Origin of the sequence: Actinoallomurus purpureus (assembly GCF_024055795.1) — a bacterium.
GTDB classification, from domain to species: Bacteria; Actinomycetota; Actinomycetes; order Streptosporangiales; family Streptosporangiaceae; genus Actinoallomurus; species Actinoallomurus purpureus.
The window spans coordinates 20,410-34,094 of the sequence record NZ_JAMXMY010000003.1 but is presented as its reverse complement, the minus strand read 5'-3'; the positions used below and the strand labels follow the sequence as shown (position 1 = coordinate 34,094).

Below are 13,685 nucleotides of genomic sequence, written 5' to 3'. Positions count from 1 at the left end.
TCCGTGGTCTGCGCTCGCCGCTCGCTAGGCATTGATTCACTACTCTGTGGTACTTTATAGTAGTACTCAGTACTACAAAGTACTGAGAGACCGAAGAGGACCCATGATGGACGACCTGACGGAGATGCTGAAGGGCACGCTTGAGGGCTGCGTGCTTGAAATCATCGGCAGCGAGGAGACCTACGGGTACGCCATCACGCGTCGGCTGAACGAACTCGGCTTCGCCGACGTCGTCGAGGGGACGGTGTACACCATCCTGCTGCGGCTGGAGAAGAACGGGCTCGTCCAGGTGACGAAACGACCGTCCGGGCTGGGCCCGCCGCGCAAGTTCTATGCGCTCAACGACGCGGGGCGCGAAGAACTCGCAACGTTCTGGGCTAAATGGGAGTACATCACATCACGGATCGACAAGCTCAAGGAGGGCGGAAGATGAACTTCTGGGAGACCATGACAGGCAGCGATCTCACCAGGGAATGGAAGGCGTTCGAAGTCCGGGCCGAGGTATTGCCGGCCGACTACCGGGCGGCGTGGGAACAGGTCAAGGTTAACGTCTACCCTCACTCGAACTTCACGGGTCGCAACCTGACGCCGATTCTTGATGGCGTCCTGGGGCTGCTCGAAGAAACAGCGGCGGATGGGCTGAGCGTTCACGAGGTCCTCGGCGACGACATCGGCGGCTTCTGCGCGGCGCTGACCGGCGGAGAAGGGGCTCGGAGCTATCGCGACCGATGGCGCGAGCAGTTGAACAGGAACGTCGCAAAGAAACTGGGCCGGCTAGGAGGCTGACGTGGGCATCCAAGACATCATCGAGGGCAAGAAGCAGTGGCGGGCGCACATGGCGCGGGTCAAGGCGCTCCCGCCGGACTACCAGATCGTCTACAAGGAGATTCAGAGGTACCTCTTCAAGGTCGGACCGATCGACTTGCCTGACGGGAACCTGCTCTCAGGGATTGTCGATTTCTTCGAGGAGGGCGTGGCGTCCGGCAAGGGAGTCCTGGAACTCATCGGCAACGATGTCGCTGCCTTCTGCGACGACCTGATCAAGGACTCGCGCACCTACGCGGACATCTATCAGGAGTCCATCAGCGGGAAACCCGGCACGGCCGAGAAGTAACACCCGTCGACCGGTGCTGGCGGAGTTCTTCGAAGGGTGAGCCGAAGGAGAACATCGGGCCCCTGACCGTCGACAGCCCGCTTGCCGCTGCGCGCGCCGAGTTGCGCCGGCTGTCTCCCGCCGAAGCCACCGTCGCGGTCGCCCGCGGCGCTCGGCTGGTGGACATCCGCCCGCACGGCGGTCGACGCAATCGAGCGGTACCTGATGCACTTCGTGCCGGCGGACGGCGACAGTGTGGCGTCGGAGTTCGAGGATCTTGCGGATCTGTTCGAACAGGCTGCAGCTGATGGAAAGCCGATCCGCGAGATCGTCGGGGACGACCCCGTGGAGTTCGTCGAGGCGTTCGCTCAGAACTACACGAAGGGCGGATATGTCCCCGACCGAGAGCCGAAACGGCTGATCAACACCGTCGAGCGCGCCGCAGGAGAAGACACCGGAAGGGACGGGATGGTCCGATGAACACACAGCAAGCCCCGGCGATCCACGTGCGGGACCTGAAGAAGTCGTTCAAGGAGGTGGAGGTGCTGCGGGGCGTGGACTTCGACGTGGCGCGGGGCAGCATCTTCGCCCTGCTGGGCTCGAACGGGGCGGGCAAGACCACGGCCATCAGAATCCTCTCCACGCTGCTGAAGGCCGACGCGGGCACGGTCAGCGTGAACGGCTTCGATGTCGTCACACAACCGGCGAAAGTCCGGGAGTCCTTCAGCCTTACCGGGCAGTTCGCGGCGGTGGATGAGATCCTCAGCGGGCGGGAGAACCTGGTGCTGATCGCCCAATTGCGGCACCTCGATAACCCCGGCGCGGTCGCAGACACCCTGCTGGAGCGTTTCGGGTTGACTGGTGCGGCACGGCGGAAGGTGTTGACGTACTCGGGTGGCATGCGCCGCCGGCTGGACATCGCGATGAGCCTCATCGGCAACCCGCCGGTGATCTTCCTGGACGAGCCGACGACGGGGCTGGACCCGGAGGCGCGCATCGAGGTGTGGCAGACCGTGAAGGAGTTGGCCGGGTACGGCACAACGGTGCTGCTGACGACGCAGTACCTCGACGAGGCGGAACAGCTCGCGGATCGGATCGCGATCCTGCACAAGGGCCGGATCATCGTGAACGGCACCCTCGACGAGCTCAAGAAACTGCTCCCGCCCGCCAAGGTCGAATACGTCGAGAAGCAGCCGACCCTCGAAGACGTCTTCTTCGCCCTCGTCGGCGACGACGGCAAAGACGGCGACGCGGACAAGAGCAGCAATGACGCGAGTACCACGTCGAACACGAAGTGAGGAACGACGATGACCACACACTTCTTCGGCGACGCCGCCGTCCTCACCGGACGGTCTCTGAAGCACGTCACGCGCAGCATCGACACCATCATCACCACCGCGATCGTCCCGATCGCCATGATGCTGCTGTTCGTCTACGTGTTCGGCGGCGCGATCAACACCGGCTCGGATTCGTATGTGGGCTACCTTCTGCCGGGCATCCTGCTCATCACGATCGCCTCAGGCATCTCCTACACCGCGTTCCGGCTCTTCACCGATATGCAGGCCGGGATCTTCGAACGCTTCCAGTCCATGCCAATCGCCCGATCCGGCGTGCTGTGGGCGCACGTGCTGACCTCGCTCATCGCCAACCTCATCTCGCTCGTGATCGTCGTCGGCGTCGCTCTCCTCATGGGCTTCCGCACGGGAGCGAACGTGCTGGACTGGCTCGCGGTCGCCGGCATCCTGCTCCTGTTCACGCTCGCGTTGACGTGGATCGCGGTCATCCCCGGTCTCACCGCGAAGACCATGGGGGGCGCGAGCGCCTTCTCCTACCCGCTCATCTTCCTGCCGATGATCAGCTCCGCCTTCGTACCCACCCACACCATGCCTGGACCGGTGCGCGCCTTCGCCGAACACCAGCCGGTGACGTCGATCGTCAACGCGATCCGCGATCTGTTCACCGAGCAGCCGGTCAGCAGCGACATCTGGACCGCCCTCGCCTGGTGCGTCGGCATCCTCATGGTCGCCTTCGCCTTCTCGATGGTCATCTACCGCCGCAAGATCTCCTAGATAAGTGAGTCCTGTGGTCGGGTCCGAACGCTATGTCAACCCGGCCCCCCTGGCCGGTGACGTTCTGCTACCTGGCGGCTGAGAACACGTTCGGGAGCGGAGGGCCTCCTCGTAGGTTTGTACGTGGGCGAAGGGCTTAGCGGGCCCGCCGCCGGTGGGGTGCTCTTGCCCCTGACGGGTTCGAAACAGGCCGGGGCGACGGTCGCAGGAGGTGCAGGCTATGGTTCGGCGTTCGCGACTGCGTTCGGTGGGGGATGTGGCACCGGCCGACTGGGTGGTTGCAGGGGTCGGGCCGTTCGGGTCCGGCGTGGGTGCTCTTGTGCCGCACGGGTTCGAGGCGTACGCCCGGATTCTGCATCCGGCGTTGGCGTCTGACGGAAGCCCTGTGACGTGGGCGGAGGTGGCCGCATGGTCGGGCAGGGTGGTGCATCCGCGGGTACAGTTCCGGGCGCTCGCCACTCCCGCGTCGGATGTGCGAGCGGCGAAGCCTTGGGAGGAGGAGCCCGACCCAGGCACGCTGCCCCCTGCCATGTTGGCGGCGCTGTGTGACGTCCTGGCCCGGCACACCACGTCGGGTGACCGCTGCTGGTTCTGCGCCTGGGACGGGTACGGGGCCACGTCGGACGGTCGCGCGACCGTCATTTTCACGTCGGAGGGGGACGGGCCTCCGGAGCCGGATCTGCTTCCGCCGGAGTTCCCGCCAGACATCGCGAATGGCCCTCGAGTGGAACTGCCGGAACGCAGCTATCTCCTGCTCGAGGGCCCGCTCGACGCCGCCGGGGAACTGGCGATGTCACTCTTCCCGCAGTCCCCCAACCTGTTCTGGCCCGACGACCGGGCCTGGTGTGTCGCGACGGAGATCGACCTCGACTCCACCTATCTCGGCGGCACGGCGGCGCTCGTCGCCGAGGTGCTGGCGGATGGGCGACTGGAGGCCGTGCCGGTCGAGGTGACCGATCCGGTGTGGGCGGACAGCGATGAGGTCAATCGCTGATTCCCAGGGTCAGCACTTCTTGAGGTGCACCTTGGCGGTCTTGGCGCCGATGTTCACGGTGGGCGGGCTGTACCCGGGGGGCGCGGTGAGTTGAGCGGCTGACTCGCCCTGGTAGTAGCCGGTCCGACAGACGAGCGCCGCGTTGCCCTTGGCGGTGGCCCGCCCGACGCTGCTGTAGGCCTTGATCTTCGATCCGTGGCTGCTGAAGAGGCCGATCTTTCCGCGGATCATCCTGATCGGCTTGGTGCAGGTCACGCGGACCCGGACGTTGACCGTGCCCGGCACGTGGCCGGAGTGGTGAGGCGCACCGTGATTGGCGCCGATGAACACCATCTCGCAGTGGATGACCCTGGCGGCGAGGGCTTTGTCGGTGTGGGACGAGGTGGAGGAGAAGACGATTTCGGTCTTGCCGAGGACCACCGCCGACCCGAGGCCGGGAGCCGCCGCGGCGGACACGTTCCCGGCCGACGGTGCCGGCGCCGCGACGTCGGCGGTCGAAGTTCCGGCGGATGCGACACCAGCTCCGCTAACGACCGTGACCGCGGCCATTGTTACGGGCAGCATGACCCTTCGTGAAATTGACATAAACGCCACCATACGGATAACGAATCAGACAGAGCATCCGTATAAACACTGACACCTCGATCGAGGTGTCATATCCGATTTGTGACGTGAACCAATCCATGACCTCCAGCGCATTTCCGCAGGTCGCGAGGTCGACTATCGCGGATAGTTACCAGTTAAAGGCGATATCTCGAGCACCCAGTGCCGCTTTTTGGCTGGTTGAAACGGACTCGAGCGAAGGGCCTCAATTAACGGGCCGGGAGGGGCCGCATCAGGACAAGGCCACATCAGGGCCTGGGTTCCGGGGACTGCGGGGAGGGCCTGGTGGCGCTCGGGTCGAGACGTCATGTCTACTAGCCCGTCACGCTCGGTGACGCGTGTACCTGGTGGGGTCAGTGCCGACACCCGAAACTGCCAAGTCCCATCCGCGCCAACCTGGCAGGTTCCGGACCTAGATGGGAGTCTTTCCGATTCCGGACTTAGGTTTCCAGTCGCGGTGCCAGGTTCCGACTAAAGCTTCCACCCGATTTGGGACGCCTCCGGGGCTGCGGTCGCTCCTGAGGCGTCCAGCTCTCAGGCGGTCGTTCGGGCTATACGGTCGTCCCGCCTGACACGTCCAGGCGGTGGCCGGTCATGTAGCGGCTGTCGTCGGAGGCCAGGAACGCCACCGTGTCGGCGACATCCTCCGGTGTGCCCAGCCGGCCCAGCGGCGACAGGGATTCCAGCCACGTCAGGGCATCGCCGACCAGCCGTCCCTGGTGCATGTCGGTGTCGATCACTCCCGGTGCAACGATGTTGACCGTGATGCCGCGCGGGCCCACTTGCTTGGCGAGCGTCGAGGTGAGCACGTCGAGGGCCGCCTTGGACATGGCGTAGTCGATGGCCCGTGGCATGGCCGGGCCCCGGGTCAGCATGGTGCCGACCGTGACGATCCGGCCGCCGTCGCGCAGCCGCGGCAGGGCGAGCTGGGTGATGAAGAACGGGGCCGTGGTGTTGACGGCGAGCAGCCGCTCGAAGCCCTCTCGGGTCACGCCGTCGATCTCGGCCTGGTCGCCGAGGATTCCGGCGTTGTTGACCAGGATGTCGAGGCCGTCGGCGTGGGCGTCGAACGCGGCCCACAGCGTTTCGGCGTCTCCTGGTGCACCCAGCTCGGCGTGGACGGCGAAGGCCTGCCCGCCCGCCGTTTCGATGGCCGAGACCGTGTCCTTCGCCGCGGTGTGGTTACTGCCGTAGTGCACGGCGACCCGAGTCCCCTCCCTCGCGAGCCGGGTGGCGATGGCTCGGCCGATGCCCCTGCTCCCGCCGGTCACCAGCGCCGTCTTTCCGGTCAATGACGTCATGTTCATGCCTTTCCGTTACGCGTTGTAGGGAGTGGTGGCCTTGGCGTCGCGCAGCACTCGTGCCCACCAGGTCAGCTGGTCGAGCAGCGTCTTGGCGGCCATCGCCGGCCCGTTCGGGTCCTTGGGCCGGCCGTCCTGGCGGTGATGCCCAGGGCGCGTACCCGGTGGAGCCGGGCGCGCAGTTCGCCGGGTGGGAAGTCGTCCATGGCGACGCCGACCTCGGCGGCCAGGCGGGCGAGGGTGGCAGCGTCGCCGATGTGGAGCCCGTCGGTGAAGTGGGCGCGGAACAGACGCTCTGTCATCTGCCCGGCTTTGTTCCGGTGGGCGGCGCTCGCGATGAGCCGGTGCGCTTCGAAGGTGCCGGTCGCCACGGCTTTGCCGTACTCGAAACGCAGGCCCTCCCGTGCGGCGTGTTCGGCGAAGTGCGCCGTGCCGGAGACGGCCTCGGGGCCGAAGGTCTGTTCCAGTACGGCGAGCAGCGGCCGGCCCTCGGTGGAGGCTCCGGGCGCGAGTTCGAAAGGCAGGAACTTCACTGTCACCTGGACACCGTCGTCGCGGAGGCGGTCCGCGGCGCGGGTGAAGCGGGTGTAGCCGAGGTAGGAGTGCGCGCAGATGACGTCCAACACGATGCGGACGTGCACGCTCTGTCGTTCGTACGACATGCGGACCCTCATGCCGCCGTCGTGGCGGGTTCGGCGGGCATCCGGTCACGCAAGGGGACCTCGCGGATGAACCAGGCCAGGACGAAGGCGATGAGGCCCAGGATGGTGGCGCCGATGGCCATGGCATGGATGCCGTCGGAGACGGCGACGCGGGCCGCCGCGTGCACGGGCGCTGGGTACTGCTGGAGTGCCTGTGCCGTCAGCCGGCCGGTGGCGATCCGATCGGCGGTCCGGGTGCCGAGGCGCTTGTCCGCATGCCGTTGGCCCGACTGAAACGATCAGCTTCGGCTGCACCCTTTCCGCCGGCCAAACCCGCACCGAGCCGACCGGCCATGCAACCCCGCCAGCGCATGGGCTCTGACCACCGAAGTGAATCAGGCGTGATGCACGGCATCTGGTCTGCGGGCCATCAGTACTTCTAGAGCCACCGGCTCCATGAACCGCCTGGTTGAGTCTGATGCCAGCGATGCGTCAGGCGTCCGCGTCGCAGCCTTCGACGAGCTGGGCACGGAACACGGACTCATTCCCCACGAGGTTCGCGACCGTAACCCACGTCACCCCGTGCACATCACAGCTCACCTCGGACAGTGGATTTTGCAGGTCTCTGACCTGTCCGGCTGTGCAAACACAGCCGGTCCACAACACAGAAAGGCTGATCAGATGTTGGAGCGACTGCTGCTCATGGGCGCAATGCTGGCGTTCGGGGATCAAATCCAGGAGTGGAAGTGGCGGTCTGACCTGGAAAAGCAGGCCGAACAGGTCCTGCAATCCCCGATGAGCACGGAGGAGCAGGCTGAGCTGGAACAGGAGCTTTCGCGATCCGGCTCGAAGGACCCGCAACAGAACCGTCCGCTGGGTGCCTTCGCCTTCGTCATCGCGGAGGGCATCCCGGCTGAGCCGGATCCGGAGCGCCAGGTCCAGCTCGCCAGCATCGCCACGGTCGCCGCGGAACGTGCGGCGGTCTCTGTGCTGCAGGAGACCAGGGTCGCAAGGGCCGCGAAGGCTGTGGCAGCCGCGAAGGCCGCGAAGGATCCGAAGCGGATGACCAAGCTGGCGCTGCGGTCGGCGAAGTTCCTGCGCAAGGCGATGAAGCGGTGCTGAGCCGGGGCTGAATCGCTAGCCGCATCGTCTGACGGTGCAGCCGTCCAGCACGGCGTTCGAGAGACGCTGGGCGGTTGAGGAAGAAGCCGGCCTTCGCCACCTTTGGGTGGGCGAGGGCCGGTCTTTCGCCTTTCAGCCCTCCACCCCCGTCGCCGGCCGCTCGGCCGCCGAAAATGCGAAGTAAGTCCGAACAAGATCGGCGTTCCGCGGGAACGTGCCCGCCCAGACATAAGGCGATTCGTCGGTAACACTCGCCGTGTTCTCGACACGTAGGGGGTGTTCACCTCCCCCCGAGTGAAGGAGATCGCGTGCGACATCGGCACTCCGGCCACCGGACCTTCGATGGATGACCGCAAGACCAGATTCGAGGAGATGTACGCCGCGACGTACAGTCCGATCCTGGGATACGCGTTGCGACGCTGTTCCTCCCCAGAGGATGCGGCCGATGTCGTCGCGGAGACCTTCACCGTCGCCTGGCGGCGGTTCGAGGAGGTACCCGCTGGCGAGAAGGCGCGGCTCTGGCTGTACGGCGTCGCACGCCGGGTCTTGGCCAACCATCGGCGCGGCGAGTCACGGCGGCGGCTGCGGACCACACAGCTTCGGGACGAGATCGCCGTGGTCGGCGCGGATCCTGTCGATGCGTTGGCCATTCGCCGGACGTTCGGGGACCTGTCCGATGATGACCGGGAGTTGCTCGGTCTCGTCGCCTGGGAAAGCCTCGACCACTCCGGCATCGCCGCCGTCCTCGGCTGCTCGAAAGGAGCCGCGCGTGTCCGGCTCCATCGGGCACGCAGACGCTTCTCCCAGGCACTCCACGCGGCGGGAATCGATCTAATGCCCCCGACTATGAACCACCCCATGAGCGAGCGGGGATCCCTGACATGAAGCCTCATACCAACGATGACCTGGTGCGTAAGATCGCTTACGTTCACGACGATTCTCTGGCCGGATTCGAAAACCGGCCGGCCGCCCGGGATCTGCTGGCCAATGTCACGGCCCTCGGCGTGACGCGAGACGCGCCCCGGCTCCGTCGCCGCCTGCTGGTCCGGGCGGCCGTCGCCAGCGGCGTGGCTGCCACCGTCGCCGCTGGTGCCATCGTGCTCACACGCGGCGGTTCCGGCCCTGCCGGTCCATCGACCGTCCGGGCGTCCGATGTCGCTCAAGTGACGAGCCTGGTCGCTTCGGCGGCCCGGAACCGGCCTGACCTCCACCCGCGCGACGACCAGTTCATCCATGTGAAGTCGGTCGAAGTCACGGTATCGGCCGACGTCTTCGGCAAGAACGGCCGCCACACGGTTGAAAGGCTGCCGCGCACTAATCGCGAGTTGTGGCTGTCTGTCGATGGGCGCCGCACCGGTCTACTGAGGCAGAGCCCCTGCCCGCCTCGCCGAAGCTGCGACAGGCCGCTGCCGGGGGACAAACGGGCAGGTGCTCCAACCCCGGACAGCACGGCGGCGCTCCGGTCGCTGCCGACGGATCCTGCCAAGCTGCTGAAGGCCATCGACAAAATCGAATCCGGCGCGGGTAAGGCTCGCCCGCAACTTCGGTGGGAGACCATCCAGGACCTGATCAATGAGCAGTACCTTCCGCCGAAGGTACGGGCTGCGCTTTTCGAGGTCATCGGCAACCTCCCCGGCGCGACACTCGACCGCAACGCCACCGACGCCATCGGACGAGCGGGGATCGCCATCTCAGTTCCCGACGGCCTCGGCGGACACAACGAGATGATCTTTGATCGGCGGACCTACCAGTACTTGGGATCCCGGAGCATCGCCGGTCCACCCGCCGACGGCAAGCTCATCACTCCGTTCCCGGGAGCCACGCCCTACCGGGTGCCCAAGGGCAGGCCGGCGGCAGGCACTGTCACGTACGCGTCCGCATTGCTCACGGTGGACGTCGCTGATCACCCGACCGCCCGCTGAATCAGCAGGATCGGCGGGAACCATCGGCCTGCCGCGGGTCCCGCCGACGTCCTGATATTCAATGCGACCCATACCGCCGTCAAGCCTAGATGTCGTCGGAATAGCCAGGCCTTACGCCCATGCGTTCGACGACATCGGGCCTTTATCGCAATCACATGCCACCTGACCTGACGATTCGCGGTCCACCGGAATCGTCGACCGGCCGATCCGACGTTCCGCATCGCCCCAAGCGCCTGGCCGAGTACGCGACCATCCATGCCCACCCCCTTTGCAGTTTGCGCACTGGCCGCCAGACATCATCCAGCACCGCTAACGCTGCGATCGCATCGTCAGTCCGCCGCTGATCCTCATCCTCATCCTCTTCTTGGGCCAGCGCCCACACCTTCACCGCCGCGACCAACGACCGAGCACGCCGCTTCGCAGCCCGCATGATCGCCGCCCAGTCCCTCGACTACCTCGCACAGCCCGTGTTCTTCGCTGGGGTCGCGCTGCGGGTGCGTGGCGCACCCGTCCTGATAGCCGATGGCGATCACGTGTGGAGAGCGGCGGCCTGGTGGCGGCCGAGGATGTCGTGACTGTAGTCTTCAAATAGACATCAGCATCTATATGAGCGCCGATCGCCGCATCGAGCGAGGGGACGAGAAACATGCCGCGAACATCCCGATGGATTGCCGGAACCCTGACCTTGGTTTCTTTGGCCAGCCTCGTGATGGTCGGCGCCTCGCCGGAGGCGGCGACCGCTGACGATTACAAGGAAATCTGCGCGGGCCCAGTCGCGGAACTGAAGGCAGTACACGAGAAGATCAGCGCGCACAACGCCCGGCAGGCACCCGGGGGGGTAAGCACAGACGCATCGGCCGTCGCTTCATACAACGCCGAAGCGGAAACTCTCCGCTTTCAGCAGAACCAGGCCTTTGCCAGGCTGATGGCTTGCGAGCGGGCGTTCGATCGGATGAAGGCCAACCACCCACTATCGACAGTTGTCACCCCCAGCCCGGCGGATCTCAGCAAAATCGCGGCAGCGGTCAGTAGATTGACCGACGAAGAGAAGAGAGCCGGCGCTCGATGGAACCCGAAGACCTACGACTTCCTCAACTACGGGACCGGGAAGCGGGGCATGACCAAGCGGGTGGATAGAGCGCCAGCGGATCTTCGAAAGACTTCGCCGACCATCTATGCGGTCTATAAAGCGCTCGATAAATCTCGACCCAGAGTACCCTCGACTGCATATCTTCAAGGCGTGCAGGCACCGAAAATCGGATCCTCCGACCCCGCTTACCAGGGTCGGAGGATTAATAGCGTGGCATTCGATCATATAATCCCGTTGAGGCGACTGGTAGTCCTTCCCAACTTCCCGAAACTCACCCCGAGAAACATGTATATCGTCGCCAACTCTCCTGCCAATACACAATGGCTATCCGGCTCGGCGAACTCCTCGAAGCTATCCGGAAGTTCGGCCTTCATTTCGGGCGCGGACCCTGCATGGATACAGGCTCAGGCGAAACTCAGGGAGAAAACCGAGATGGAAGTACAGGAACTCATCGACGCGCTTCTCAAGAGCCAGAGGGCCTGAACCGATGGACCCCCAGATGGAGCACCAGGCCCCAACTTCCCCACCGCAACCCCACCGGCCCCCCAGACCCCGCCGGAAGCCCCTACTGATCACCGCGATGATCACCGTCCTGGCAGCGTCCGCAGCCATCGCCTACGGCGCCATCGCCTGGACGCATCAGGATGAGGCCCAGATCCGAAAGACGGTAGAGAAGTTCGCCCACACGGCCGACCGAGAAGACAGAAGCACCATGATCTCCATGCTCTGTGAGGAAGAGGCCGAGGCCGTCATCGCCGACGGCGAACCCTCCTCCGACAACCGCGTCCTCGACCCCGACCACGAACGCCCGATCAAGGTCTCGAACATCCGTGTCACCGGCGACGTCGCCCAAGCCCGCGTGACCCGCCCCGCCCAACATCCCGCCACGCTGTACCTACGCAAGGAAGCCGGCACCTGGAAACTCTGCGACCCGGAACGCTACACCCCGTATAAGAAATAACCTCCGATTTCCCGTACGCCTCTTCAGGTTGTCCAGCCTCAGGACCAGGGCGTTCTTCAGGCATGGCAGTCGGCATGGCGCTTGAAGAAGTCCCGAGATCGGCGAAGCTTCTGCCTCTCTGCTGAGGTCCTTGTGGTGGTGAAGACCAGGACGTCCGTGCCGGGTCGGCCCAGGACGCCTCGGGCCCTCCGACGAGCGTTGCCCTGACCAGAGAGTGGTTGCTCACGTGGAACCGACGCGGGCGGTCACAGCGTGGCCCGGTTCAGGGGGCGGGGCAGGGGGCAGAGCGCGCCGGTCTTCCGTAGCCGTACGTACGTCTGGACCACGGTCTCCGTGTCACCCGGCCCGGCGATGTCGAGCAGGACGCCGCCGCCCCGCACCTCCTTGCGCGGTGCGGCCAAGCCGTCCGGCAGGAGTCCCGCGCGCATCCGGGAGAGGTACCCGGCCCACCCCACGCACGGGTCGCCGACCTCGTACCCGGCCTGGTCCTCCAGGGCGTCGAGCACGTCGTCGTCCGTCACGTCACCGAAGTCGGGCTCCCAGAACTCGGCAACGGTGGTGAGGAGTTCGGCGCCGGGAAGCTCCGCGTTCGCCGGTGAGCGGATACCGATCACCAGCGACTGGAGCAGGAACTCGGGGCTGCCGCCCGCCAGTCCGCTCGCCTCGGCCTGCCAGCCCGGTGCGCCCTCGGCGACGAGTCTCAGCGCGGTGCCGTTACCCTCCGACCAGTCGTCCGCGGCCTGGGCCGCCCGCAGGGCAGCACGCAGGGAGCGCTCGTCCGCCGACACCTGCGGAGCCGGACCGGCCCCGCGGACCACGTTCCACACCCCGGGCAGGCCAGCTTCCGGAAGCAGCCGGACCAACTGCTCCAGCGTCGCCTTCCAGCGCTCGGCCAGCACCTCGACCGACTCCTCCCGAGGGCCCCAGAAGCCCCGCACCAGACGTCGCATCCTTCCCCTCTCGGATCAGGTCCGACCGCCGTCACCCTAGAGCTTTGGGTCCGGAATCGTTGTTCGTCTGATCGCGTTTCAGCGATCACTGATCCTGGGTGGTCCGGGGCGTGGGGTTCCCTCGCCGCAAACGCGGCCTGGTCCCGGTGCGGCCAGGCCGCCCTGAGCCGCCCGGCCATTCAACATTGGGTGCATGCCTCGCGCGCCGTCGTTCGGGCTGCCTTGCGAACCCCAGATCAGCCATCAGACGCTGGCGACCTCCAGGCGGAGCGGAGGGGACAGCCGTCCCTGGTGACTGGTACTGCTGGGAGCCATGGATGATCAAGGATCGAGTCAGGTGGCCGCAGCCGAGTTGCGGGAGCTGGCTGAGGCGTTTCCCGAGGAGTGGCGAGAACCTGCGCTGGGATGGGCGGCGGTGCAGGCGTGGGAGGACGATCAGGGCGTGGTGCTCCCGGAGCCGTACCGCACGTTCGTCGCTGAAATCGCCGCCGGCTCGTCTCAAGGCCCACCGGAGGACGGCGGGCTATTGCCGCTGGGGTGGTTGCCCGCCGACTGGCCCGAGGAGATGAAGGAACGGGATCTGTTGGCACCATTCCCGCTGGCTGAGGCATGGACGTGGGAGGAGGATCCCGGCCCAGCCGATACGACCGCGCCGTTGATCAACGCGATCTATCAGCACGGCTCGGTCGTATTGGGTGGCGAGGACGGACCGATGTACTGGCTGCTTGTCGTCACCGGACCGCAGCGCGCCCGGATCTGGCTGCTGTCAGAGATCGGCGCCTCTCCCTATCCGGGCTCGGCGGATCAGGACGCGGATGGAATCGGGTTCCTGGAGTGGATCCGGCGCTGGCAGAGCGGCCTTGGCTGGTTCGATTAGACGGGGACGGATGGGCATGCTTCGGGCACTGTACCCGCCCTTACCGAGGACAAGAGCGTGGG

Annotated in this window: 18 protein-coding genes; 13 read left to right on the top strand and 5 right to left on the bottom strand. The window is 65.9% G+C overall.

Annotated features, from left to right (window positions below):
• Positions 1-106 precede the first annotated feature (106 nt).
• The 7 genes from NE236_RS07995 (at position 107) to NE236_RS07965 (ending at position 4,156) form a co-directional block, all read left to right on the top strand.
• Positions 107-433, top strand: a complete 327-nt coding sequence (locus tag NE236_RS07995; RefSeq protein ID WP_252841205.1) for a PadR family transcriptional regulator — start codon at positions 107-109, stop codon at positions 431-433.
• The gene (locus NE236_RS07990) at positions 430-786 is read left to right on the top strand and encodes a DUF1048 domain-containing protein (RefSeq protein ID WP_252841204.1); all 357 of its coding nucleotides are present in this window, start codon (positions 430-432) and stop codon (positions 784-786) included. Before NE236_RS07995 ends, NE236_RS07990 begins: the two co-directional genes overlap by 4 nt.
• Position 787: 1 nt before the next feature.
• The gene (locus NE236_RS07985) at positions 788-1,114 is read left to right on the top strand and encodes a DUF1048 domain-containing protein (protein WP_252841203.1); all 327 of its coding nucleotides are present in this window, start codon (positions 788-790) and stop codon (positions 1,112-1,114) included.
• Positions 1,115-1,195: 81 nt separating this feature from the next.
• The gene (locus NE236_RS07980) at positions 1,196-1,573 is read left to right on the top strand and encodes a DUF1048 domain-containing protein (RefSeq protein WP_252841202.1); all 378 of its coding nucleotides are present in this window, start codon (positions 1,196-1,198) and stop codon (positions 1,571-1,573) included.
• On the top strand, positions 1,570-2,391 hold the full coding sequence (locus NE236_RS07975) for an ABC transporter ATP-binding protein (protein ID WP_252841201.1): 822 nt from the start codon (positions 1,570-1,572) through the stop codon (positions 2,389-2,391). Before NE236_RS07980 ends, NE236_RS07975 begins: the two co-directional genes overlap by 4 nt.
• Positions 2,392-2,400: 9 nt before the next feature.
• A complete protein-coding gene (locus NE236_RS07970; protein WP_252841200.1) occupies positions 2,401-3,162 on the top strand; it encodes an ABC transporter permease in 762 nt (253 codons plus the stop codon).
• A 256-nt stretch (positions 3,163-3,418) separates the two neighbouring features.
• Complete coding sequence (locus tag NE236_RS07965; protein ID WP_252841199.1) at positions 3,419-4,156, top strand: hypothetical protein; 738 nt, start codon at positions 3,419-3,421, stop codon at positions 4,154-4,156.
• A gap of 9 nt (positions 4,157-4,165) precedes the next feature.
• On the opposite strand, the gene NE236_RS07960 is transcribed toward NE236_RS07965, so the two are convergent.
• The 4 genes from NE236_RS07960 to NE236_RS07945 form a co-directional block, all read right to left on the bottom strand.
• Positions 4,166-4,741: a hypothetical protein gene (locus NE236_RS07960; protein WP_252841198.1), complete on the bottom strand. Its 576-nt coding sequence runs from the start codon at positions 4,739-4,741 to the stop codon at positions 4,166-4,168.
• Between the two features lie 569 nt (positions 4,742-5,310).
• Positions 5,311-6,060, bottom strand: coding sequence for an SDR family NAD(P)-dependent oxidoreductase (locus NE236_RS07955; protein ID WP_252841197.1), 750 nt, complete (start codon positions 6,058-6,060; stop codon positions 5,311-5,313).
• 71 nt (positions 6,061-6,131) lie between these two features.
• Positions 6,132-6,722, bottom strand: a complete 591-nt coding sequence (locus NE236_RS07950; RefSeq protein WP_252841196.1) for a DsbA family oxidoreductase — start codon at positions 6,720-6,722, stop codon at positions 6,132-6,134.
• A gap of 8 nt (positions 6,723-6,730) precedes the next feature.
• On the bottom strand, positions 6,731-6,889 hold the full coding sequence (locus tag NE236_RS07945) for a hypothetical protein (protein WP_252841195.1): 159 nt from the start codon (positions 6,887-6,889) through the stop codon (positions 6,731-6,733).
• A gap of 268 nt (positions 6,890-7,157) precedes the next feature.
• Here NE236_RS07945 and NE236_RS07940 point away from each other — a divergent pair, with 268 nt between their 5' ends.
• The 5 genes from NE236_RS07940 (at position 7,158) to NE236_RS07920 (ending at position 11,796) form a co-directional block, all read left to right on the top strand.
• On the top strand, positions 7,158-7,823 hold the full coding sequence (locus NE236_RS07940) for a hypothetical protein (protein ID WP_252841194.1): 666 nt from the start codon (positions 7,158-7,160) through the stop codon (positions 7,821-7,823).
• Between the two features lie 294 nt (positions 7,824-8,117).
• Positions 8,118-8,708: an RNA polymerase sigma factor gene (locus NE236_RS07935; RefSeq protein WP_252841193.1), complete on the top strand. Its 591-nt coding sequence runs from the start codon at positions 8,118-8,120 to the stop codon at positions 8,706-8,708.
• Positions 8,705-9,745, top strand: coding sequence for a CU044_5270 family protein (locus NE236_RS07930; protein ID WP_252841192.1), 1,041 nt, complete (start codon positions 8,705-8,707; stop codon positions 9,743-9,745). Before NE236_RS07935 ends, NE236_RS07930 begins: the two co-directional genes overlap by 4 nt.
• A gap of 694 nt (positions 9,746-10,439) precedes the next feature.
• On the top strand, positions 10,440-11,318 hold the full coding sequence (locus NE236_RS07925) for a hypothetical protein (protein ID WP_252841191.1): 879 nt from the start codon (positions 10,440-10,442) through the stop codon (positions 11,316-11,318).
• Between the two features lie 4 nt (positions 11,319-11,322).
• On the top strand, positions 11,323-11,796 hold the full coding sequence (locus NE236_RS07920; RefSeq protein WP_443612855.1) for an Rv0361 family membrane protein: 474 nt from the start codon (positions 11,323-11,325) through the stop codon (positions 11,794-11,796).
• Positions 11,797-12,041: 245 nt separating this feature from the next.
• Here the strand turns inward: NE236_RS07920 and NE236_RS07915 are convergent, their stop codons facing one another.
• Positions 12,042-12,746, bottom strand: coding sequence for a hypothetical protein (locus NE236_RS07915; RefSeq protein WP_252841189.1), 705 nt, complete (start codon positions 12,744-12,746; stop codon positions 12,042-12,044).
• 337 nt (positions 12,747-13,083) lie between these two features.
• Between NE236_RS07915 and NE236_RS07910 the strand changes: the two genes are divergently transcribed.
• Positions 13,084-13,623, top strand: coding sequence for a hypothetical protein (locus tag NE236_RS07910; RefSeq protein WP_252841188.1), 540 nt, complete (start codon positions 13,084-13,086; stop codon positions 13,621-13,623).
• Positions 13,624-13,685 lie beyond the last annotated feature (62 nt).